Origin of the sequence: Leucobacter tenebrionis (genome assembly GCF_019884725.1) — a bacterium.
Taxonomy (GTDB): domain Bacteria; phylum Actinomycetota; class Actinomycetes; order Actinomycetales; family Microbacteriaceae; genus Leucobacter; species Leucobacter tenebrionis.
Genome location: NZ_CP082322.1, coordinates 152,940 through 173,499, shown reverse-complemented (window position 1 = coordinate 173,499; position 20,560 = coordinate 152,940). Strand labels below are relative to the sequence as shown.

Below are 20,560 nucleotides of genomic sequence, written 5' to 3'. Positions count from 1 at the left end.
CCTCGCGTGTACCGCGAGATCGCGATCGCCGGCCTGGGCACCCTGTGGGTCTCCGAGGCCGGCGGGGCAGCGGCGCGGATACCCGCGGACGGCTGCGCAGACATCATCCTGCGCGACGACGAACTGGTCGTCGCCGGTCCGTCCACTCGCTGGGTCGAGGCCCGCGGGAGCGCTCGGCTCCCGACCGTCGGGCTGAGATTCGCTCCGGGGTTCGCCGGCGCGGCCCTCGCGATCGACCCGACCGAGGCTCGGGATCGTGTGCTTCCCGCAAGCGAGCTGCTGGCGAAGGAGGTCCGAGAGCGCGGCGAGCGCGCCCTGCGATCCCTACTCGTGCCGGGCGCGCTTCGCGAGGCCGCTGCGATGATTCCGCGGGAGCTCGGGATGGACCTGGACCCGGCGCAGCCCGCGCGGGTCGACCTGCGGTGGATACCGGAGGTGAGTGCAGCGGCCCGGCGCGAAGAGCCCTTCGCACGGCTTTCCGCTCGGCTCGGATACTCCGAACGGCAGCTGCGCAGGCGGATGTTGCACACCTTCGGCTACGGGTACGCCGCGCTCCGACGGGTGCTGCGCTCGGAACGTGCTCGCGATCTGATCGGTCGCGGGGCGAGCCTCGCCGAGGCCGCGGAGCTCGCGGGGTACGCCGACCAGTCCCACCTGACCAGGGAGTTCGCGCGGGTGATCGGCGTCACCCCCTCGCAGCTGGCTGCGGCGAAGGACTCGCGGAGGCGCGAACAGGTAGGGGGGGCGAACAAAGGTAGGGGCGAACAAAGGCAAGGAGTAAAGAAAGGTGGGAGCAAAGAGAGGTAGGGGCAAAGAAAGCCTAGGGAGCAAGGAACGGGCGAAGGCACCCGGGAACGCTCAGGCGAGCGGCGCGTAGAGGTCGATCGAGTTGCCGTCCGGGTCGAGCACGGTCGCGTAGCGCTGTCCCCACGGAGCATCCCAGGGGGAGGTGTGCGCCGCATCCGGATACTGCTCGATGATCCGGGCATAAGCGCCGTCCACCTCCTCGGGGCTTCCCGCGCGCACGGCCAGCCCGATCCGACCGCCTCCTACGGGGAGTTCGAAGTCAGGCATGAAGCTTCGAATGGTCGAGACGGGATCCCAGGCGAGCGTCATCCCTCCGGGAAGCTGCGCCTCGGCATGAGGCGCATCCTCCTGGCCGGGCGGAACATCAACCCCCAGCGCGCGATAGAAGGCGAGCGAGGCTGCGAGGTCGGCGGTGACGATACCGATGAAGTCGAGTCGAAGTGTCATGCCGCCAGCGTATGCCGCACTGTCCACGCCCGATAGAACGAAACGGACACGTCACGCCGCGGCCTGCGGTAGTCATGGCGGGGCCTGGGGCACTCATGGCACGGACTGCGATACTCATGACGCAGCCTGCGGTACTCGTGACACAGCCTGCGGTACTCGTGACACAGCCTGCGATACTCACGCCGCGGCTCCGGTCCGGGGCTGACCAGGTCTGACCCGCCCGGGGCCACCCGGGCTCTGCCCCGGATCACCCGGACCCTGCCCAGATCACCCGGGCCCTGCCCCGGCCACGGATGCTCCGGCCCGTCCGTGATCCCCGGCCAGTCCGCGATCCCCCCACTCGCCTCGATCTCCGGAAGCACCCCGATCTCCTGGAACGCCCCGATCTCCAGGACCGCATCGTTCTCCAGGACCACCCCGATCGCCCTCTCCCTTCACGGCCCGGAACATCACCCGGGAGGGCGGCCGGTCCCGGCGCGCCCGCCCGGATGGACTCCGCCAGAGCAGATCACCGCCGCGGAGCTGCTGCACCTTCACTCCCGCATGATGCTTCATCGTGTGATGTCGTCGACACAGCAGAGCGAGATTGCCGGTCGAAGTGTCGCCGCCCAGGGCGGCGTCGAGAGTGTGGTCGCGGTCGGCCCTGAACGGAGGCACCGTGCAGCCTGGGAATCGGCAGTACTGATCCCTCGCCTCGAGGAAGCGGACGATCTCCGCCGAGGGGCGATACCGATCGACCTTGAGCAGTTCGCCCGTCCCCGGGTCGAACAGCGACCGGTCCCATCCGGCCGCGACCGCGGCCACTCTTCGAGCGGTGGCGGCGTCGATGGGGCCGAAGCCCGCCAGCACGGCGGCGCCGGCTCCGCGGCCGGTGCCCTCGCGGTAATCCGAGGCGAGCAGCACCGAGGCGGGTACCGTCACCTGCACACGCGCGTCGAGCCGCTCGAGGCCGACGACGCCACTGGAGTTCGAGGGCGCTCCGTTCAGCAGGAGATCCACTGCGAGGTCGGCGCGTATCTGATCCAGCGACCGCGGTCGAGGCGCCCCCAGCTCTTCCGCTTCCGTCGCGGCCCGCTGCACTCGCACCTCGGATCGCCGCACCTCGTGCGCCTGCCGGCTCAGGCGGTCGTGCACCGCGTAGACCGATACGGCATCGGCTACCGCATGCAGCTCGGCCATGCCGTCGCCCAGCTCCGTCACCCAGACCCGACGTTCGGAGTGGGCCCGCTCGAAGCGCTGTTCGAGGGTGCGAGCGGCGTGCTTCTCGGCGATCACCTTCGCGAGGCGGCGCACTCGGTTCGGTGTCTCCGCCTCAGCAACGGTCAGCGCCTCGATCTCGTAGGCAGCCCGGGTTTCATCCAGTTCCGCGTCTCCGCCGGCGCGTCTGCTCTCGCCGGGGCCGCTATCTCCGCCCGCGTCACTAGCTTCGCCCGCGTCACCAGCTTCACCCGCGTCGCTATCTCCGCCCGCGCCGCAGTTCCCACCGGCGTCGATGACGACGCCCGCATCAACGACGCCCACCGCGTGCGCGAGCGCGATGCGACCGGCCGCGAGCGACGCGTGCACGCGCGGGTACTGCTCGTGCAGCCGGTAGGCCCGCTCCATCAGGTGCTCGGCGCTCCGATCCGCGATGCCGAGCACGAAGGCCACCTCGGCCGCCGCAGCGCGATGCGCCATCTCCGCGCTGCGGCTATCCGCCGACAGCTGATCGCGCTCCTCCTCGGTGAGGCGCGCCACCTCGGCCAGCAGCTCCGTCTTGCGCGCATCCAGCCCGCGCAGCCCCCGCTCGACCTCCTCGAGGTCGGAGGCGAGCCGCAGCAGCTTCGCGTGCGATGCGCCGCCGGGGGAGAAGGGGATAGGAGACATGGATCCAGTCTCCCGAGCACCACTGACACTGATGCCTCCTCGGAGACCGATCCCGATCCAAAATCCGGACCGTATCTTTGGTGAGCGCTCTACAAACGTGGTGAGCTACAAGACCACCGCGAGCCGGGCACCGGGGGCACCTCGCGCGTACGAGGAGTAAGGCCGCACGAACTCACCGCGCGAAATAGAACTCACCGCGCGAAATAGAACCCACCGCGCGATAGAACTCACAGCACGAGATACCCGTAGCGTTCGGCGATCCTGTCGATGACCCCCAGCAGCTCGTCCCGGTCCAGACGCAGCAGAGCGGTGGGGTGCTCGGGCAGTGCATCGGCGGCGCCGGCCCAGAGTGCGACGACTCGCGAGGTGGGGATGAGCGACGACGCCGAGACCACGCCGTCCAGCTCGGGATAGCGCTCAGCGATCGCGCGGGCCCAGAGTCTCGAGCGCTCCCGATCACCGGAGGAGATCGCCGAGTTGCCGCCCGCCACCGTGATCCAGTCGCTGTCCGAGAGGTCGAGCAGCCTCAGCGGTCGCCGCACCTCGAACGCCGCCAACGTGGGGGCGCCATCCCTCAGCCGGATCATCCGCTGCGCCTGGAACACCTCGAGCAGCGCGGCCGCGAAGGGGCCCTCCAGAGCCCCGTGCGTCCCGATCTCCGAACTCGCGGCTGCCCTCGCGGCGCCATCTCCGCCCGAGGCAACGCCGTCCACTGTCCGGCGACCGCCCGAAGCATCACCGGCCGAAGCATCACCTGCAGACGCCCCCGCCGGGGCGCCGACGGAGCTCTCCAGCACGCCGTACATCACGCCGACGCCCTCGTGGTCACCGACGGGCAGGGGGTGCGGATCAAAGCGACCGTCGAGCGGACCGAAGGATCGGAACTCGTGCCACTCGACCGGGTAGGCCCCGCTCGCGCGGAAGATGCGCGCGATCAGCGTCCCCTCGGGGATCTGCCGCACCCACCGAGGGTCGTCGTCGAGCCGCGGGAATAGCTCCGGTTCCGGCTCGGGCAGATACTCGCTCACGGCAGCCGGTTCAGCGCGTCGGAGACCGCTGCGGCGGCGAGATCCGGATCCCCTCCCTGAGCCAGCCACTCGAACGGCGCGAGCTCCTCGCCGTCGACTCGCAGGCGCATCGCGGGCGAGGTGAGCACCCGCTCGACGACCAGCAGTGGAGTGCCGGCCGGAATCGCGGGGGCGACCGACGACCAGCCCGGCAATTCGCGCTCGTCCGGGAACTGGAAGAGCGGCAGGCGCCAGCCGTCGCTGCGGCGCTGGGCGAGCAGCGTGCCCGCAGCGCAGCGCTGCCGAACGCGAGCGGGAGTGACCCCGAGCATCGCCGCCGCATCGCCGACGGTGACGCTGCGCTCAGCGTGCTGACGCTCCCAGAGCCGACTCCGCCGACTCGCGGGCAACGAGGTGGGTTCGCGTAGCTCGTCCTCCGTCACCCCGAGACGGGCAAGCGCCGACACCTCGACTCCGGTCAGGCTTCTGAGGTCTGCCCGCTGGTGGGCGACGATGTCCGAGAGCAGCTCCTCGGCCATGGCGAGCCGATCGTCTTCGAGCTGAGTGATGAGTGCGGTCAGCCGATCCCGCTCCGACCGGCCCGGGATGGCCACCGGGCGCCGCGGAGTCTCGGCGGGGAGATGAGCGATCGACATGAGAACTCCTTTTGTTCGCTTGCGTCAATAATATCCGATAACACCTTCTCCCGCATCACCGAGCGGAGCGACCCGGAGAGTACCGAATCGAACACCCGGGCGGGAATGCGCCAGGGGCGAAATCACTCGTACATACATTCGAATATTCAGCCGCGCAGACGTAAGATGGAGCAGTGACTTCGAAGAGCGCCGCATCCGCCACCCCCGCCCCGATTCGTTCATCCGCTGCCCACGCGCAGATCAGCGTGCAGGGCGCACGAGTCCACAATCTGCAGGACATCGACCTCTCGATCCCTCGCGACTCGATGGTCGTGTTCACCGGCCTCTCGGGCAGCGGCAAGTCGAGCCTCGCCTTCGACACGATCTTCGCGGAGGGGCAGCGGCGCTACGTCGAGTCGCTCAGCGCCTACGCGCGCCAGTTCCTCGGCCAGGTGGATCGGCCCGACGTCGACTTCATCGAGGGACTGAGCCCGGCGGTCTCGATCGATCAGAAGTCGACCAACCGCAACCCCCGAAGCACGGTGGGCACCATCACCGAGATCTACGACTACATGCGCCTGCTCTGGGCCCGCGTCGGCATCCCGCACTGCGCCGTCTGCGGCGAGCGCATCGCCTCGCAGACCGTGCAGCAGATCGCCGATCGACTCATGGAGCTGCCCGAGCGCACGCGCTATCAGGTATTGGCACCCGTCGTCAGCAAGAAGAAGGGGGAGTTCGTCGACCTCTTCCAGGATCTCGCCGCCGCCGGGTACTCGCGCGCGCTCGTCGACGGGGAGCTGGTGCAGCTGAGCGATCCGCCCAAGCTCAAGAAGCAGGTCAAGCACGACATCTCGGTGGTGGTCGACCGCCTCGTCGCCGATCCCGGCGCGCTCGGCAGGCTCACCGACTCGCTGGAGACGGCCCTGCGGCTCGCGGGCGGCGTGGTGGCGATCGATTTCGTGGATCGCGATCCGGGCGACGAGGATCGCACGCAGCTGTTCTCCGAGCACCTCAGCTGCCCCAATCAGCACCCGGTGCAGCTCACCGAGATCGAGCCGCGCACGTTCTCGTTCAACGCCCCCTTCGGCGCCTGCCCCGCGTGCTCCGGCCTGGGCACGAGCATGTCCGTCGACGAGGATCTGGTGCTCGGAGATCCCGAGCTGTCGATCGCCGAGGGCGTCATCGTCCCCTGGACGAGCCAGGGGAAGAGCCTCTACCAGTACTACGAGAAGCTGCTCGTGGGCCTGTCAGCGGATCTCGACTTCTCGCTCAAGACCCCCTGGGGCGAGCTGAGCGACGAGGTGCGCGAGGCCGTGCTCTACGGCAACAACTTCAAGGTCAACGTGCGCTGGAAGAACCGCTTCGGGCGCGAGGTGAAGTACTCCAGCGGCTTCGAGGGCGTCATCCCGTTCATTGAGCGGCAGTACGCCGAGGCCGAGAGCGATACGAAGCGCGACCGGTGGCAGGAGTTCCTGCGCGAGGTGCCCTGCCACGTCTGCCACGGTCAGCGCCTGAAGCCCGAAGTGCTCGCCGTCACCGTGAACGGCGAGTCGATCTCGGGAGTCACAGAGTTCAGCCTCACCGACGCGAAGCGTTTCTTCGACGAGGTGGTGCTCACCGAGCGCGAGGCTCGCATCGCCGCGCAGGTGCTGCGCGAGATCCGCCTCCGCTTCGACTTCCTCATCGAGGTCGGCCTGGGCTACCTCACCCTCGCCCGCGCCGCGGGCACTCTCTCGGGCGGTGAGGCGCAGCGCATCCGTCTCGCCACGCAGATCGGCTCGGGCCTCACCGGCGTGCTCTACGTGCTCGACGAGCCGAGCATCGGCCTGCACCAGCGAGACAACCGCCGCCTCATCGAGACGCTGCTCAAGCTGCGGGATCTCGGCAACACCCTGATCGTGGTCGAGCACGACGAGGAGACCATCGAGGCCGCCGACTGGATCGTCGACATCGGCCCCGGCGCCGGCGTCGAGGGCGGCACGGTCGTCCACTCGGGGGAGTACGGCGAACTGATCGAGAACCGACGCTCGATCACGGGCGACTACCTCGCGGGGCGCCGCAGCATCGAGACCCCGAAGAAGCGCCGCAAGCGCGATCGCAACCGCGAGCTCAAGGTCGTGGGGGCGCGCTCCAACAACCTGCAGAACGTCGACGCCACTTTCCCGCTCGGCGTCATGACCGCCGTCACGGGCGTCAGCGGCTCTGGCAAGTCGACCCTCGTCAACGACATCCTGTACCGCGTGCTCGCCAACCAGCTCAACGGCGCCCGCCTCGTGCCGGGCAAGCACACGCGCGTCACGGGCCTCGAGCACCTCGACAAGGTCGTGCACGTCGACCAGGCCCCCATCGGGCGCACGCCCCGCTCGAACCCCGCGACCTACACCGGCGTGTTCGACAAGATCCGCACCCTCTTCGCCGAGACCCCCGAGGCGAAGACCCGCGGCTACCTGCCCGGCCGGTTCAGCTTCAACGTCAAGGGCGGCCGCTGCGAGGCCTGCTCGGGCGACGGCACACTGAAGATCGAGATGAACTTCCTGCCCGACGTCTACGTCGCGTGCGAGGCCTGCGGCGGCAAGCGCTACAACCGCGAGACGCTGCAGGTGCGCTACAAGGGCAAGAACATCTCCGAAGTGCTCGACATGCCGATCGCCGAGGCCGAGGAGTTCTTCAGGCCCATCTCCTCGATCCACCGCTACATGAAGACCCTCGTCGACGTCGGCCTCGGCTACGTGCGCCTCGGCCAGAGCGCGACCACGCTCAGCGGCGGCGAGGCGCAGCGCGTCAAGCTCGCCACCGAACTCCAGAAGCGCTCGAACGGCCGCAGCATCTACGTGCTCGACGAGCCCACCACCGGTCTGCACTTCGAGGACGTGCGCAAGCTGCTGCTGGTACTGAACGGGCTCGTCGACAAGGGCAACACGGTCATCACGATCGAGCACAACCTCGACGTGATCCGCAGCGCCGACTGGGTCATCGACCTCGGCCCCGAGGGGGGCTCCGGCGGCGGCACGATCGTCGCGACCGGCACCCCCGAGCAGGTCGCGAAGCACCCCGAGAGCCACACGGGCCGCTTCCTCGCCGAGGTGCTCGAGGGGTGGGCGGCCAAGTCGGCCAAGGCCGCGAAGACCGCCAAGGCTGCCAAGTCAGCCAAGGCCACGAAGACCGCCAAGGCCGCCAAGGCCGCCAAGGCCACGGAGACCGCCAAGGAGGCCAAGGCCGAGAGAACGGCCGACGCTGCCAAGTCGGCGAAGGCCGGGGAGCCGGCCGAGTCGGCGCGCGCCGCGCAGGCCCTCGAGAACGCGAGGGCGTCCGCTTGATCCAGCCCGTCGATAATCGCGCCGCGTTCCGGCCCGCCCAGGGGGAGATCCCCACGAGCCCGGGCGTCTACCGGTTCAGCGACAAGCACGGGCGCGTGCTCTACATCGGCAAGGCGAAGAACCTGCGGGCCCGGCTCTCCAACTACTTCCAGCCGCTGCACTCGCTGATGCCGCGCACGCGCACCATGCTGTCGCTGGCCGCGAAGGTCGACTGGACCGTGGTCGCGACCGACACCGAGTCGCTCGTGCTCGAGCACACCTGGATCACCGAGTTCAAGCCGCCCTTCAACGTGCAGTTCAAGGACGACAAGACCTACCCCTACCTCGCGGTCACGCTGCGCGAGGAGGCTCCGCGGCTCATCATCACGCGCAACGAGAAGATCCGCGGCGCGCGCTACTTCGGCCCCTACCCGAAGGTGTGGGCGCTCCGGGAGACCACCCGGCTGCTGCAGCGCGCGTTCCCGATCCGCACCTGCAACGACGCCGACTACAAGCGCGCCATGCAGAGCGGCCGCCCCTGCCTGGCCGGCCAGATCGGCCGCTGTCACGGCCCGTGCTCTCAGCTCATCACGATCGAGGAGCACCGGGAGCGGGTAGGCGAGCTCGTCTCGTTCCTCGCCGGCGGCGATATGCGGCATCTGCGCACGCTGCAGCGGGCGATGCGCGACGCGGCGGCCGAGCAGCGCTACGAGGACGCGGCGCGGTTGCGGGATCAGGCCCAGGCGGTCGAGCACGTCATGGAGAAGAACGCCGTCGTGCTCGGCAGCGGGTCGCGCACCGGCGTCAATCTCGACGTGTTCGGCCTGCGCGCCGACGAGCTCGCGGCCGCGGCTCATCAGTTCATCATCCGGGAGGGCAGGATCCGCGGCGAACGCAGCTGGATCGTCGACGTCGAGCTCGACGATTCGCCCACGACGCTGCTGGAGCAGGTGATCCAGTCGGCCTACGACGGCGAGCGGGAACCGCCGCCCGAGATCCTCGTGCCCGTGCTGCCCGAGAACACCCCCGCGCTCGAGGAGGCGCTGAGCGCGCAGCGGCCGCGGCACGGCAGGGTGAGGGTGCGCGTGCCCGAGCGCGGCGACAAGGCGCAGCTCATGGAGCGCGCCGTGCTGAACGCGGGGGAGAACCTGATCCGGCACAAGCTCAAGCGCGCCGCGGATCTCACCGCCCGCACCGACGCCCTCGCCGAGCTGCAGCAGGCGCTCGGCATGGACGAGCCCCCGCTGCGGATCGAGTGCATCGACGTCTCCCACCTGCAGGGCACGGGAGTGGTGGCCTCGCTCGTCGTCTTCGAGGACGGCTTGCCCGCCAAGGGGGCCTACCGCAAGTACCGCATCGAGCAGACCCGCGACGACACCGACTCGATCCACCAGGTCGTCTCGCGCCGCGCCGCGCAGCTGAACGCCGCCCGCGAGTCGGGCGAGCAGCCGAGCGGCGTCTACCGCGACCGCCCCCAGCTGCTCATCGTCGACGGCGGCGAGCCGCAGGTGCGCGCCGCGGCCCGGGCTCTCGAGGAGGCGGGGATCACCGACGTCGCCCTGTGCGGGATCGCGAAGCGCCTCGAGGAGATCTGGTTGCCTGCCGATCCGTTCCCGGTGATCCTGCCCCGCACGAGCGAGGCGCTGTTCCTCGTGCAGCGGGTGCGCGACGAGGCCCACCGCTTCGCCATCACCTTCCAGCGGCAGCGCCGCAGCACGTCGATCGCGAGCCGCCTCTCCGAGATCCCGGGGCTCGGCCCGAAGCGGGTGCAGGGCCTGCTCAAGCACTTCGGGTCGGTGGCGCGCCTGCGGGCCGCCTCCCACGACGAGCTCGCGTCCGCCCCCGGCCTCGGCCCGAAGCTCGCCGAGCAGATCCTGAGCCACCTCGGCTCCATCCCACCGGCAGAGGCTAAACTTGAGGCATCGAACGATGCGGCATCGCTGAGCGCATCAGGCGGCGCACCAGACGAGGGGAACACGGCGTGAACGAGCAGGTATCCGGGCAGGAAATCCTCATCGTCACGGGTATGTCGGGAGCCGGTCGCAGCACCGTCGCCAACACGCTCGAAGATCTGGGCTGGTACGTCGTCGACAATCTCCCTCTTTCGATGTTGAAGACGCTCGCCGACATGGCCGACCGCTCCGGGGGAGCGCTGCCGCGCATCGTGGCGGTCGTCGATGTCCGCGGCCGCGACCTCTTCGCCGAGATCCAGGACGTGATCGACGAGCTGCGGGAGAGCGCCACTGTGCGCGTCGTCTTCCTCGACGCGACCGACGAGATCCTGGTTCGGCGCTACGAGTCGGTACGCCGCCCGCATCCGCTGCAGGGCGAGGCCGGCAGCCTGCTCGAGGGGATCCGCCTCGAGCGCGAGCGCCTGCAGGAGCTGCGGGCCTCGAGCGACGTGGTGATCGACACCTCCCGCTACAACGTGCACGACCTCTCCACCGCGACGCGGGACCTGTTCTCCGACGACAACACGCCCGGCCTGCAGCTCTCGGTTCTGAGCTTCGGCTTCAAGTACGGCGCACCGACGGACGTGGACCTCATGGTCGACATGCGCTTCCTGCCGAACCCCTTCTGGATCCCCGAGCTCCGCCCGCTCACGGGCGTGGACCCCGAGGTGAAGGACTACGTGATGAGCCGCGACGGCGCCGAGGAGTTCCTCGACCACTACATCGCGGCGCTCACCCCGGTACTGGCCGGTTTCCAGCGGGAGAACAAGCGTCACGCCTCGCTCGCGGTAGGGTGTACCGGCGGCAAACACCGCTCAGTCGCAACGGCCCGCGAACTCGCCGATCGCCTCGCCGGACTGCCCGGCGTGAGCGTCAGTCTGCGCCACCGCGATCTCGGTCGCGAGTGATCAGCGATCCGTTTCGCCTGAAACCTCTCCAACCTCATTCTCCGAAAGGATCCGATTCGTGCTGTCTACTCCCGAGGTGAAGAGCGAACTCGTACGGTTCCCGGTGCAGCGCACCGGCGAGCGCGTCGCCGAGGTCGCCACGATTCTGCGTCTCGCGGGCGGGCTCCACACGATCTCGGGCCGCATCGCGCTCGAGGCCGAGCTCCACACGCCGCAGATCGTGCAGCGGGTGCGCAAGGATCTGGCGGAGCTGTACGGCGTGCGCTCCGAGGCGAAGCAGCTGCCTCCGTCGAGCACGCGCCCGGGCGCCCCGCAGTTCCTCGTGCGGGTGATCGACGGCGAGACGCTGGCGCGCCAGCTGGGGCTGCTGGATCAGCGCCGCCGTCAGATCCGCGGCCTGCCGAATCGTCTCACCACGGGCGCGCAGCCCGAGCTCGCGGCCATCTGGCGCGGCGCCTTCCTCGCGAGGGGCGGCATCACGGCTCCGGGCCGCTCCGCCGCGCTCGAGATCATCTGCCCCACGAGCGAGGTCACGATGGCGCTGGTGGGTGCGGCGAGCAGGATCGGGATCGAGGCCAAGAGCCGCGAGATCCGCGGCCAGAACAAGGTCATGATCCGCGACAGCGAGACGATCGGCGAGATGCTCGGCGCGATGGGCGCGCAGCAGGCCCGTTCCGCGTGGGATGAGCTCCGCCGCGCCCGGGAGACGCGCGCGACGGCGAACCGCCTCGTGAACTTCGACGACGCGAACCTGCGCCGCTCTGCGCAGGCCTCCGTCGCCGCGTGCGCCCGCGTGGAGCGCGCGCTCGAGATCCTCGGAGACGAGGTACCCGACCACCTGCGGTACGCGGGGGAGCTCCGCCTGCGTCACCGCGAGGCGAGCCTCGACGACCTGGGCACGCGCGCCGATCCGCCCCTCACCAAGGACGCGATCGCGGGCCGCATCCGCCGCCTCCTCGCCATGGCCGACAAGGAGGCCGAGGCCCGTGGGATCCCGGGCACCGAGGCCAGCCTGCCCGAGGAGCTCGACTCGATGTAGCCGCGCACGCGGGTCCCGCGGCAAACGGTCCATTTCTCCAACATTTCGGAGCCGCGGAGCCATAGACTTGAATCGTCCATCGTCGAACGCAGAGATCGGAGCACTTTATGGCTACCTATTCACTCCCCGAGCTTCCCTACGATTACGCAGCTCTCGAGCCGCACATCAGCGGCAAGATCATGCAGTTGCACCACGACAAGCACCACCAGGCCTATGTGACCGGTGCGAACACGGCGCTCGAGCAGCTCGGCGAAGCCCGCGAGTCCGGCAACCTGGCGGCGGTGAACAAGCTCGAGAAGGACCTCGCGTTCAACCTCGGCGGCCACGTCAACCACACCATCTTCTGGAACAACCTGTCGCCCGAGGGCGGCGGGGAGCCCGAGGGCGAGCTCGCCGCGGCGATCAAGGATCAGTTCGGCTCGTTCGCGGCCTTCCAGGCCCACTTCACGGCGGTCGCGACGGGCATCCAGGGCTCGGGTTGGTCCGTGCTCGCCTGGGATGCGCTGGGTCAGCGCCTCGCGATCTTCCAGCTGTTCGATCAGCAGGCGAACGCACCGCTCGGCCTCACGCCCCTGCTGATGCTCGACATGTGGGAGCACGCCTTCTACCTCGATTACCTCAACGTGAAGGCCGACTACGTGAAGGCGTTCTGGAACATCGCCAATTGGCAGGATGTCGCGAAGCGCTTCGAAGCTGCCCGCGCGCAGACCCCCGGCCTGATCTGAGGCCCGCCCCGACATGCGCACCATCGACACTCTGGGAGACCTGCGCTCCCGCACCGTTATCGTCCGCTGCGATCTGAACGTGCCGCTGTCAGACGGCGTCATCACCGATGACGGCCGCATCCGCGCCTCGCTCACCACGATCCGCGAGCTTCGCGAGGCGGGGGCCAGAGTCGTTCTCATCAGCCACCTGGGCCGCCCCAAGGGGGAGCCCGAGGCCCGGTTCTCGCTGGAGCCGGTGGCGGTGCGCATGTCGGAGCTGCTGGGCGCGCCGGTCCGGTTCGTCGGCGAGACCGTCGGGGCCGAGGCCTCGGCGGCCGTCGCCGCGCTCGGCGACGGGGACGTCGTCATGCTCGAGAATCTGCGCTTCAACGCGGGTGAGACGAGCAAGGACGACGCGGATCGCCGGGCCTTCGCGCAGCAGCTCGCCGAGCTGGGCGACGCGTTCGTCTCCGACGGTTTCGGCGTGGTCCACCGGCGCCAGGCCAGCGTCACCGATCTCGCCGAACTGCTGCCCAGCGCCGCCGGCCGCCTCGTAGCGGCCGAGCTCGAGGTGCTGCAGCGCCTCACCGTCGATCCCGCACGCCCCTACACGGTGGTGCTCGGGGGTTCGAAGGTCTCCGACAAGCTCGGCGTCATCTCCCATCTCATCGAGCGCGTGGACACCCTGCTCATCGGCGGCGGCATGCTCTTCACCTTCCTCGCGGCGCAGGGCCACGGCGTCGCCTCGAGCCTGCTCGAGCAGGACCAGCTCGAGACGGTGCGCGGGTATCTCGCCGAGGCCGAGAGGCGCGGCGTGCGCATCGTGCTGCCGACCGATGTGGTTGTGGCCGAGGCCTTCGCCGCCGACGCGGCCCACGAGGTGGTGCCCGCCGACGCGATCGAGTCGTCGAGCTTCGGCGAAGCGGGCATCGGGCTCGACATCGGGCCGGAGTCGGCCGAGGCCTTCGCCGCCGTGATCGCGGATTCGGCCACCGTCTTCTGGAACGGCCCCATGGGGGTCTTCGAGATGGAGGCGTTCGCCGCGGGCACGCGCGCGGTGGCTCGGGCGCTCACCGAGACCGACGGCTTCACCGTGGTCGGCGGCGGCGACTCCGCTGCGGCGGTGCGCGCACTCGGCTTCTCCGACGACCAATTCGGCCACATCTCGACGGGCGGTGGGGCGAGCCTCGAGTTCCTCGAGGGCAAGCAGCTCCCGGGACTGGAGGTTCTCGCATGACCCAGAACGCACAGCGCACGCCGCTCATCGCCGGCAACTGGAAGATGAACCTGGATCATCTGCAGGCCATCGCCCTGGTACAGAAGCTCGCGTGGGGTCTGAAGGACGTCAAGCACGACTATAGCGACACCGAGGTGGCGGTCTTCCCGCCCTTCACCGATCTGCGGTCCGTGCAGACGCTGCTCGCCGCCGACAAGCTCTCCCTCGTGCTCGGCGCGCAGGACGTGTCTCCTCACGAGAGCGGCGCCTACACCGGTGACGTCTCGGCCCAGATGCTCCGAAAGCTCGAGGTGCGCTACGTGCTCGTCGGCCACTCCGAGCGCCGGCACGGGCACGGCGAGAGCGACGAGCTCGTGGGGCAGAAGGCGCTCGCGGCGCATCGCGCCGGCATGGTGCCGATGATCTGCGTCGGCGAGACCGCCGAGGATCTCGAGGAGCACGGCGCTGCCGCGATTCCGCTCGCGCAGCTGGCGGCGGCGCTCGCGCCGCTCCCGAAGGATGCCGAGTTCGTCATCGCGTACGAGCCCGTCTGGGCGATCGGCAGCGGTCAGGCCGCGACGCCGGAACAGGCGCAGGAGGTCGCGAAGGCGATCCGGGACTCGCTGCGCGAGCTGCGCGGCGACGAGCAGGCCGATGCGACTCGCGTGCTCTACGGCGGCTCGGTCTCCAGCCAGAACGTGGCGGGTTTCCTGCGCCAGCCCGATGTCGACGGAGCGCTCGTCGGCGGTGCGAGCCTGAAGGCCGACGAGTTCACCCGCATCATCCAGTTCAAGAAGCACGTCACCGCCGCCTGATCGAGACGCCGCGCTCTCGCATCGTCGCTCCGCGCGAGCAGAGCGAGTCGCGGGACCCTCCGCCTGCGAGATCCTGTGCGCGGCGTTCGACTCGCGGAGGTATACTGAACGTTGGCTTACCGCGCCCTCAACCCCTGAAAGGTGGACCGCGTGCTCATCCTCAAGATCGCCCTGATCGTCCTCCTCGTGATCACGAGCCTGCTGCTCACCCTGTTCATCCTGCTGCACAAGGGCCGCGGCGGCGGCCTCTCCGACATGTTCGGCGGCGGTGTGACGTCGAGCCTCGGCTCGTCGGGAGTGGCGGAGCGCAACCTCAATCGCATCACCGTCGTGGTGTCGCTGGTGTGGGTCGCCTCGATCATCGGGCTCGGGCTCATCGCCCGGTTCTCGGTGGTCTGACCCCGCCTCGATCGCCGCAGTTTCGTAGTAGAAAGGTATTCAGTGCCTGGCAGTAACGCCATTCGCGGCGCCCGCGTCGGATCCGGCCCCATGGGGGAGAAGGACCACGGTGCGCGCGCCGAACGCATTCAGATCTCGTACTGGGATGCTCTCGGCAACGAGACGGTCCGATACTTCGCGGCCGACGTCGCCGCAGAGGACATTCCCGATCAGATCGACTCGCCGACCACCGGCCTCCCCGCCGGACGCGACCGCGAGAACCCGCCGCTGCTCCCCAAGAACGAGCCCTACAAGACGCACCTCGCGTACGTGAAGGAGCGCCGCACGCCCGAGGAGGCCGAGGAGTTGCTCGAGGCCGCGCTGCAGAAGCTGCGCACTCGTCGCGGCACGGCGAAGCAGTCGGCGTAGCACTGCACGAGATGCGGCCCCGGGATCGGAAGATCCCGGGGCCGCATTCGTATGCCGCTCAGACCTCGGCGAGCAGCGCGTCGATCACCGCGGTATCACCGTATGGGAGCGTGACCGCGATCACCGGGCGACCGCGCTCGGTCAGCACCTCCCGGTCGCCGCGCGCCTGAGCTGCGATGAGCACTCCGAAACTCTGGGAGTCGGGGATCGGCACATCGGGCGCGCCCTCGTCGGTGATCTGCAGGAAGGCGCCGAGGGCGGGGCCGCCCTTGTGCAGCTGGCCGACGGAGTGCAGGTAGCTCGGCCCGAAGCCGAGCGACACCGGCACCCGCAGGTGCGCCGACAGGCGGTCCCTCAGCTCGCCCAGCGGGGCGGCGAGTGCCCCCTGCGGATCGACGTAGGCCTGGATCGAGAGATATCCCTCGGAGGGAACCGCCTCGCGCAGGCGCTTCAGGATCTCCCCGGCCGACGACGGGGTGGCAAGAAGTGCCTGCTGAGCCCCCACGCCCTCGGCTCCGGCCGTTCCGGACCCGTCCGCCCCATCGAGGCCCGCAGCCCTGCCGGCCTCGGCGAGAGCCGCGCGGGCGGCCACCTTGGCGGCCTCGACATCGGGCTGATTGAAGGGATCGATGCCCATGAGTCGTCCGAGCGCCGCGGTCGCGACCTCCCAGAGCAGCATCTGGGCGCCGAGGGGAGCGGCGACCAGGATGCCCGTGTCGCAGGGTTCCGCCGCGGCGTCCTCGGTGCCGGCCACCGTTGCCACCACCGTGTTGGGCGGCGGGTCTCGGAACTCGGGGGCGGATGCGGGCAGCGCGATCGGCAGCACCCCGTGCCCGTCCTTGCCCGTGGACTCGGCGATGAGCTGCTCGATCCATGAGCCGAGGCCCCACCGAGCGCTCTCGGCCTCCCGCACCGCGAGAATGCATCGTTCGGGCAGCCCGGCGGCGATCGCGGCGGCGAGCCGCAGCGCCGGATTCTGCGCCCCGTCGACCGCGAGCGCCTCGCGCACGGCCTGCGCCTCGTCGACCAGCCGCCGGACGTCGACGCCCGCGAGCCCGGAGGGCACGAGGCCGAAAGCGGTGAGCGCCGAGAACCGGCCGCCGACGTTCGGGTCGGCGTTGAAGACGTGACGCCCCGCGGCGCGGGACTCGTCGTCGAGCGGGGAACCCGGGTCCGTGACGATCACCACGCGCGAGGCGGGGTCGATGCCGGCCTCCCGGAAGGCCTGCTCGAAGGCGGCGAGGTGGCTGCGGGTCTCAATCGTGCTGCCGGACTTGGAGCTGACCACGACCGCGGTGCGCGCGAGGTCGCCGCCGAGCACTCGCGCGACGGCGGCCGGGTGGGTCGAGTCGATCATGGTGAGGCCGGCGTCCGCCCAGCGGGCGATGACGGCGGGGGCGAGGCTCGATCCTCCCATCCCGCACAGCACGATGCGATCCACGCCCGCGGCCGAGAGCTCCGCCCGCAGGGCCTCGACCCGGGGGAGCAGCTCGTCGGCGGCTGCGGCGAAGTCCGTCCAGCCCAGCCTGATCGCGGCCTCGGCTTCGGCTGCGGAGCCCCACAGGCCGGCATCGTGCGCGAAGATCCGGCTCGCCACGCGGTCCCGCACCAGGCTCTCGAGGAGCTCGTCCGCGCGTCCGCCGTTCGCGTGCTCGATGTCATCGCCGAAGGCGATCCCGATCCCACCCATCATGGCTCCCCTCTTCGCTACTGCCTCGATCGACCGCTCGCTGCTCCAGGCCCGCCCGCTGCCTCTAGGCCCGCTCGGCGAGCGCGCGTTCCACGGTGTCGCAGAGCTCGGCCCACGAGGCGTCGAACTTCTGCAGCCCCTCGAGCTCGAGCTTCTCGGTGACATCGACGTAGTCGACGCCCTGCGCGTCGAGCGCGTTGAGCAGCTGATTCGACTCGAGGTACTCCGACGTGATCGTCTCGCCGCGCACCTCGCCGTGGTCGGCGAACGCGTTCAGCGTCGCCTCGGGCATGGTGTTGACGGTCTCGGGCGCGATCAGCTCCTCGACGTACAGGGTGTCGCGCAACGACGGATCCTTGACACCGGTGGACGCCCACAGCGGGCGCTGCGCGTTGGCCCCGAGCTCGAGCAGCAGGCGAGCCCGCTCCGACGAGAAGGACTGCTCGAAGACCTCGTAGGCGAGGCGCGCGTTCGCGACACCGGCCTGGCCCTTGAGCGCGAGCGCCTCGGGAGTGCCGACCGCCGAGAGGCGCGCGTCGATCTCGCTGTCGACCCGCGACACGAAGAACGAGGCGACCGAGTGGATGCCCGACAGGTCGTGCCCTGCCTCGCGGGCCCGCTCGAGGCCCGTCAGGTAGGCGTTGATCACCTGGCGGTAGCGCTCGAGGCTGAAGATCAGCGTGACGTTGACGCTGATGCTGGCTGCGATGGTCTCGGTGATGGCCTCGAGGCCCTCGACGGTCGCGGGGATCTTGATCATCGCGTTGGGGCGGTCGACCTTGGCCCACAGCTCGCGAGCCTGCGCGACCGTGCCCGCGGTGTCGCGGGCGAGACCCGGCTCCACCTCGATCGATACGCGGCCGTCGCGGCCGTGCGACGCGGCGTAGACCTCGCCGAAGACGTCGCAGGCGTCGGCGACGTCGGCCGTCGTGAGCTCCACGATGGTCTCGGCGACGTCGAGGCCGCGCTCGGCGCACTCCGCGATCCGCTCGCCGTAGCCGACGCCGCTGCCGATCGCACCCGCGAAGATCGTCGGGTTGGTGGTGACGCCGACCACGTCGTGACTGGAGATGAGGGCGCTCAGCTCTCCGCTCTCGAGACGCGAACGCGAGAGGTCGTCGAGCCAGATGCTGACGCCCGCGCGGCTGAGGGAACTGGTCGATGCGCTCATCGTGCTGCCTCCACTGCCGCCAGGCTCTCCCGGGCGGCGTCGACCACCGCGTCGGCGGTGATCCCGAACTCTCTGAACAGGGTCTCGTAGTCGGCGGAAGCGCCGAAGTGCTCGATCGAGACCGATCGGCCGCGGTCGCCGACGTAGCGCTCCCAGCCGAGTGCCAGGCCGGCCTCGACGCTGACGCGCGCGAGCACGGAGGCGGGCAGCACGCTCTCGCGGTACTCGTCGCTCTGCTCGGCGAACCACTCGAGGCAGGGCGCGCTCACGACGCGGGCGCCGATGCCGTCGGCGGCGAGGCGATCCCGGGCCTCCACCGCGAGCTGGACCTCGGATCCGGTCGCGATGAGCAGCACGTCCACCGATCCGGTGGGGGAGTCGGCGAGCACGTAGGCGCCCCGTCCCACACCCTCGGAGGAGGTGCCCTCGAGCACCGGCACGTTCTGCCGCGTGAGTGCGATGCCCGTGGGGCCGGCGTGGCGGCTCAGCACCTCGTGCCAGGCGAACGCGGTCTCGTTCGCGTCGGCGGGGCGCACCATCGCGAGGTTCGGGATCGCGCGCAGCGAAGCCAGGTGCTCGATGGGCTGGTGGGTCGGGCCGTCCTCGCCGAGCGCGATGGAGTCGTGCGTCCACACGAAGATGCTGGGCACGTTCATGAGCGCGGCGAGACGCACCGCCGGGCGCATGTAGTCGGCGAACTGCAGGAAGGTGCCGCCGTAGCTGCGGGTCTTCCCGTGCAGCTGGATGCCGTTGAGGATCGCCGCCATCGCGTGCTCGCGGATGCCGAAGTGCAGCACCCGCCCGTAGGGGTCGCCCTGCCAGGCCGAGGTCGAGCGACGGCTCGGGACGAAGGAGGGGACGCCCGGGATCGTGGTGTTGTTCGAGCCGGCGAGGTCGGCCGAGCCGCCCCACAGCTCGGGCATGATCGGGCCGAGCGCCGCGAGCACCTTGCCGCTCGCCGAGCGCGTGGCGATGCTCTCGCCCGGCTCGAAGACCGGCAGCGCCTCGGCCGCGCCCTCGGGCAGGGCCCCCGCCTCGAGGCGATCGAGCAGCGCCTTGCGCTCGGGGTTCGCCGCCGCCCAGGCGTCGAACGAGCGCTGCCACTCGGCGCGCTTCTCGGCACCCCGGTCGACCGCCTTGCGGGCGTGCGCGAGCACCTCGGGGGCGACCGCGAAGTGCTGCTCGGGATCGAAGCCGAGCGCCCGCTTGAGGCCCGCCAGCTCCTCGGCGCCCAGCTTGGAGCCGTGGATGCCGCCCGTGTTCTGCTTGCCGGGGGAGGGCCAGCCGATGATGGTCTTCAGGATGATGAGGCTGGGCTTGCCCGTCTCGGCCTTCGCCGCCTCGATGGCGTCGTTCAGCTCGACCAGATCCTCGACGTACTCGCCGGTCTTCTTCCAGTCGACCTCGATGACCTGCCAGCCGTACGCCTCGTAGCGCTTCGCGACGTCCTCGGAGAAGGAGATGTCCGTGTCGTCCTCGATCGAGATCTGGTTGGAGTCGTAGAACGCGATGAGGTTGCCGAGCTCCTGGTGACCCGCGAGGCTCGAGGCCTCGGCCGTCACGCCCTCCTGCAGGTCGCCGTCGCCCGCCACGACGTACACGAAGTGATCGAAGGGACTCGTCCCCGGGGCGGCCTCGGGGTCGAAGAGGCCGCGCTCGTAGCGCGCGGCGTAGGCGAAGCCGACGGCGGAGGCGAGGCCCTGGCCCAGCGGGCCGGTCGTGATCTCGACGCCCGCGGTGTGGCCGTACTCGGGGTGACCGGGGGTCTTCGAGCCCCAGGTGCGCAGCGCCTTCAGGTCGTCGAGCTCGAGCCCGTAGCCGCCGAGGTAGAGCTGCACGTACTGGGTGAGCGACGAGTGGCCGACGGACAGGATGAACCGGTCGCGACCGAGCCAGTCCGCATCGGTCGGATCGTGCCGCATCACCCGCTGATGCAGCAGATATGCGAGGGGAGCCAGGCTGATCGCGGTGCCCGGGTGGCCGTTGCCCACCTTCTCCACCGCGTCAGCGGCCAGCACCCGCGCGGTGTCGACCGCGCGATCATCGAGCTCGTCCCACTGCAGTTCGTTTCCCAAGAGTCACCTTTCGACGGGAAGAATCCGAGCGCGTTCGCGCACACACCGACAATCCTACGGCAGCAGGGGCCGGGTTTATCGGTAGAAATATGTGGACGGGTTCGCGCGTGTCGACCTCCGGCGGT

The 20,560-nt window shown here is 69.9% G+C and carries 17 protein-coding genes; 10 read left to right on the top strand and 7 right to left on the bottom strand.

Annotated features, from left to right (window positions below; translation table 11 throughout):
* Positions 1-6: 6 nt before the first annotated feature.
* Positions 7-807, top strand: a complete 801-nt coding sequence (locus KVY00_RS00795; RefSeq protein WP_223043879.1) for a helix-turn-helix domain-containing protein — start codon at positions 7-9, stop codon at positions 805-807.
* Positions 808-858: 51 nt separating this feature from the next.
* On the opposite strand, the gene KVY00_RS00790 is transcribed toward KVY00_RS00795, so the two are convergent.
* From KVY00_RS00790 to KVY00_RS00775, 4 genes are all read right to left on the bottom strand, one after another.
* Positions 859-1,254: a VOC family protein gene (locus tag KVY00_RS00790; RefSeq protein ID WP_223043878.1), complete on the bottom strand. Its 396-nt coding sequence runs from the start codon at positions 1,252-1,254 to the stop codon at positions 859-861.
* A 267-nt stretch (positions 1,255-1,521) separates the two neighbouring features.
* Positions 1,522-3,120: a DUF222 domain-containing protein gene (locus KVY00_RS00785; RefSeq protein ID WP_223043877.1), complete on the bottom strand. Its 1,599-nt coding sequence runs from the start codon at positions 3,118-3,120 to the stop codon at positions 1,522-1,524.
* A gap of 227 nt (positions 3,121-3,347) precedes the next feature.
* The gene (locus KVY00_RS00780) at positions 3,348-4,148 is read right to left on the bottom strand and encodes a hypothetical protein (protein ID WP_223043876.1); all 801 of its coding nucleotides are present in this window, start codon (positions 4,146-4,148) and stop codon (positions 3,348-3,350) included.
* On the bottom strand, positions 4,145-4,783 hold the full coding sequence (locus tag KVY00_RS00775; RefSeq protein ID WP_223043875.1) for a hypothetical protein: 639 nt from the start codon (positions 4,781-4,783) through the stop codon (positions 4,145-4,147). Before KVY00_RS00775 ends, KVY00_RS00780 begins: the two co-directional genes overlap by 4 nt.
* Before the next feature lie 212 nt (positions 4,784-4,995).
* Between KVY00_RS00775 and uvrA the strand changes: the two genes are divergently transcribed.
* From uvrA to KVY00_RS00730, 9 genes are all read left to right on the top strand, one after another.
* Entirely contained in the window at positions 4,996-8,079 is a 3,084-nt protein-coding gene (gene uvrA, locus KVY00_RS00770) for an excinuclease ABC subunit UvrA (protein WP_255572834.1), read from the top strand.
* Complete coding sequence (uvrC, locus tag KVY00_RS00765; RefSeq protein ID WP_223043874.1) at positions 8,076-10,043, top strand: excinuclease ABC subunit UvrC; 1,968 nt, start codon at positions 8,076-8,078, stop codon at positions 10,041-10,043. The genes uvrA and uvrC overlap by 4 nt, the downstream gene beginning before the upstream one ends.
* Complete coding sequence (gene rapZ, locus KVY00_RS00760) at positions 10,040-10,918, top strand: RNase adapter RapZ (RefSeq protein WP_223043873.1); 879 nt, start codon at positions 10,040-10,042, stop codon at positions 10,916-10,918. The genes uvrC and rapZ overlap by 4 nt, the downstream gene beginning before the upstream one ends.
* A 58-nt stretch (positions 10,919-10,976) precedes the next feature.
* On the top strand, positions 10,977-11,957 hold the full coding sequence (gene whiA / locus KVY00_RS00755) for a DNA-binding protein WhiA (protein WP_223043872.1): 981 nt from the start codon (positions 10,977-10,979) through the stop codon (positions 11,955-11,957).
* A gap of 107 nt (positions 11,958-12,064) precedes the next feature.
* Entirely contained in the window at positions 12,065-12,682 is a 618-nt protein-coding gene (locus KVY00_RS00750; RefSeq protein WP_223043871.1) for a superoxide dismutase, read from the top strand.
* 13 nt (positions 12,683-12,695) lie between these two features.
* Entirely contained in the window at positions 12,696-13,898 is a 1,203-nt protein-coding gene (locus KVY00_RS00745) for a phosphoglycerate kinase (protein ID WP_223043870.1), read from the top strand.
* Complete coding sequence (gene tpiA, locus KVY00_RS00740; protein WP_223043869.1) at positions 13,895-14,692, top strand: triose-phosphate isomerase; 798 nt, start codon at positions 13,895-13,897, stop codon at positions 14,690-14,692. The genes KVY00_RS00745 and tpiA overlap by 4 nt, the downstream gene beginning before the upstream one ends.
* A gap of 150 nt (positions 14,693-14,842) precedes the next feature.
* Positions 14,843-15,091, top strand: a complete 249-nt coding sequence (secG, locus tag KVY00_RS00735) for a preprotein translocase subunit SecG (RefSeq protein ID WP_223043868.1) — start codon at positions 14,843-14,845, stop codon at positions 15,089-15,091.
* Between the two features lie 42 nt (positions 15,092-15,133).
* The gene (locus tag KVY00_RS00730; protein ID WP_223043867.1) at positions 15,134-15,499 is read left to right on the top strand and encodes an RNA polymerase-binding protein RbpA; all 366 of its coding nucleotides are present in this window, start codon (positions 15,134-15,136) and stop codon (positions 15,497-15,499) included.
* Positions 15,500-15,557: 58 nt separating this feature from the next.
* Here KVY00_RS00730 and KVY00_RS00725 read toward each other — a convergent pair whose 3' ends face one another.
* The 3 genes from KVY00_RS00725 to tkt all read right to left on the bottom strand — a co-directional run bounded on the left by KVY00_RS00725 (position 15,558) and on the right by tkt (position 20,435).
* Positions 15,558-17,192 (bottom strand): glucose-6-phosphate isomerase, encoded by a 1,635-nt coding sequence (locus KVY00_RS00725; RefSeq protein ID WP_317133965.1) that lies wholly within the window; start codon positions 17,190-17,192, stop codon positions 15,558-15,560.
* A gap of 61 nt (positions 17,193-17,253) precedes the next feature.
* Positions 17,254-18,360: a transaldolase gene (gene tal, locus KVY00_RS00720; protein WP_223043866.1), complete on the bottom strand. Its 1,107-nt coding sequence runs from the start codon at positions 18,358-18,360 to the stop codon at positions 17,254-17,256.
* Positions 18,357-20,435 (bottom strand): transketolase, encoded by a 2,079-nt coding sequence (tkt, locus tag KVY00_RS00715; protein ID WP_223043865.1) that lies wholly within the window; start codon positions 20,433-20,435, stop codon positions 18,357-18,359. Before tkt ends, tal begins: the two co-directional genes overlap by 4 nt.
* Positions 20,436-20,560 lie beyond the last annotated feature (125 nt).

Excerpts from the sequence above, each read along its gene's own strand:
- KVY00_RS00725 (WP_317133965.1), bottom strand. The coding sequence starts at position 17,192 with ATGATGGGTGGGATCGGGATCGCCTTCGGCGATGACATCGAGCACGCG.
- KVY00_RS00745 (WP_223043870.1), top strand. The coding sequence starts at position 12,696 with ATGCGCACCATCGACACTCTGGGAGACCTGCGCTCCCGCACCGTTATC.
- KVY00_RS00790 (WP_223043878.1), bottom strand. The coding sequence starts at position 1,254 with ATGACACTTCGACTCGACTTCATCGGTATCGTCACCGCCGACCTCGCA.
- tpiA (WP_223043869.1), top strand. The coding sequence starts at position 13,895 with ATGACCCAGAACGCACAGCGCACGCCGCTCATCGCCGGCAACTGGAAG.
- KVY00_RS00785 (WP_223043877.1), bottom strand. The coding sequence starts at position 3,120 with ATGTCTCCTATCCCCTTCTCCCCCGGCGGCGCATCGCACGCGAAGCTG.
- tal (WP_223043866.1), bottom strand. The coding sequence starts at position 18,360 with ATGAGCGCATCGACCAGTTCCCTCAGCCGCGCGGGCGTCAGCATCTGG.
- KVY00_RS00750 (WP_223043871.1), top strand. The coding sequence starts at position 12,065 with ATGGCTACCTATTCACTCCCCGAGCTTCCCTACGATTACGCAGCTCTC.
- KVY00_RS00775 (WP_223043875.1), bottom strand. The coding sequence starts at position 4,783 with ATGTCGATCGCTCATCTCCCCGCCGAGACTCCGCGGCGCCCGGTGGCC.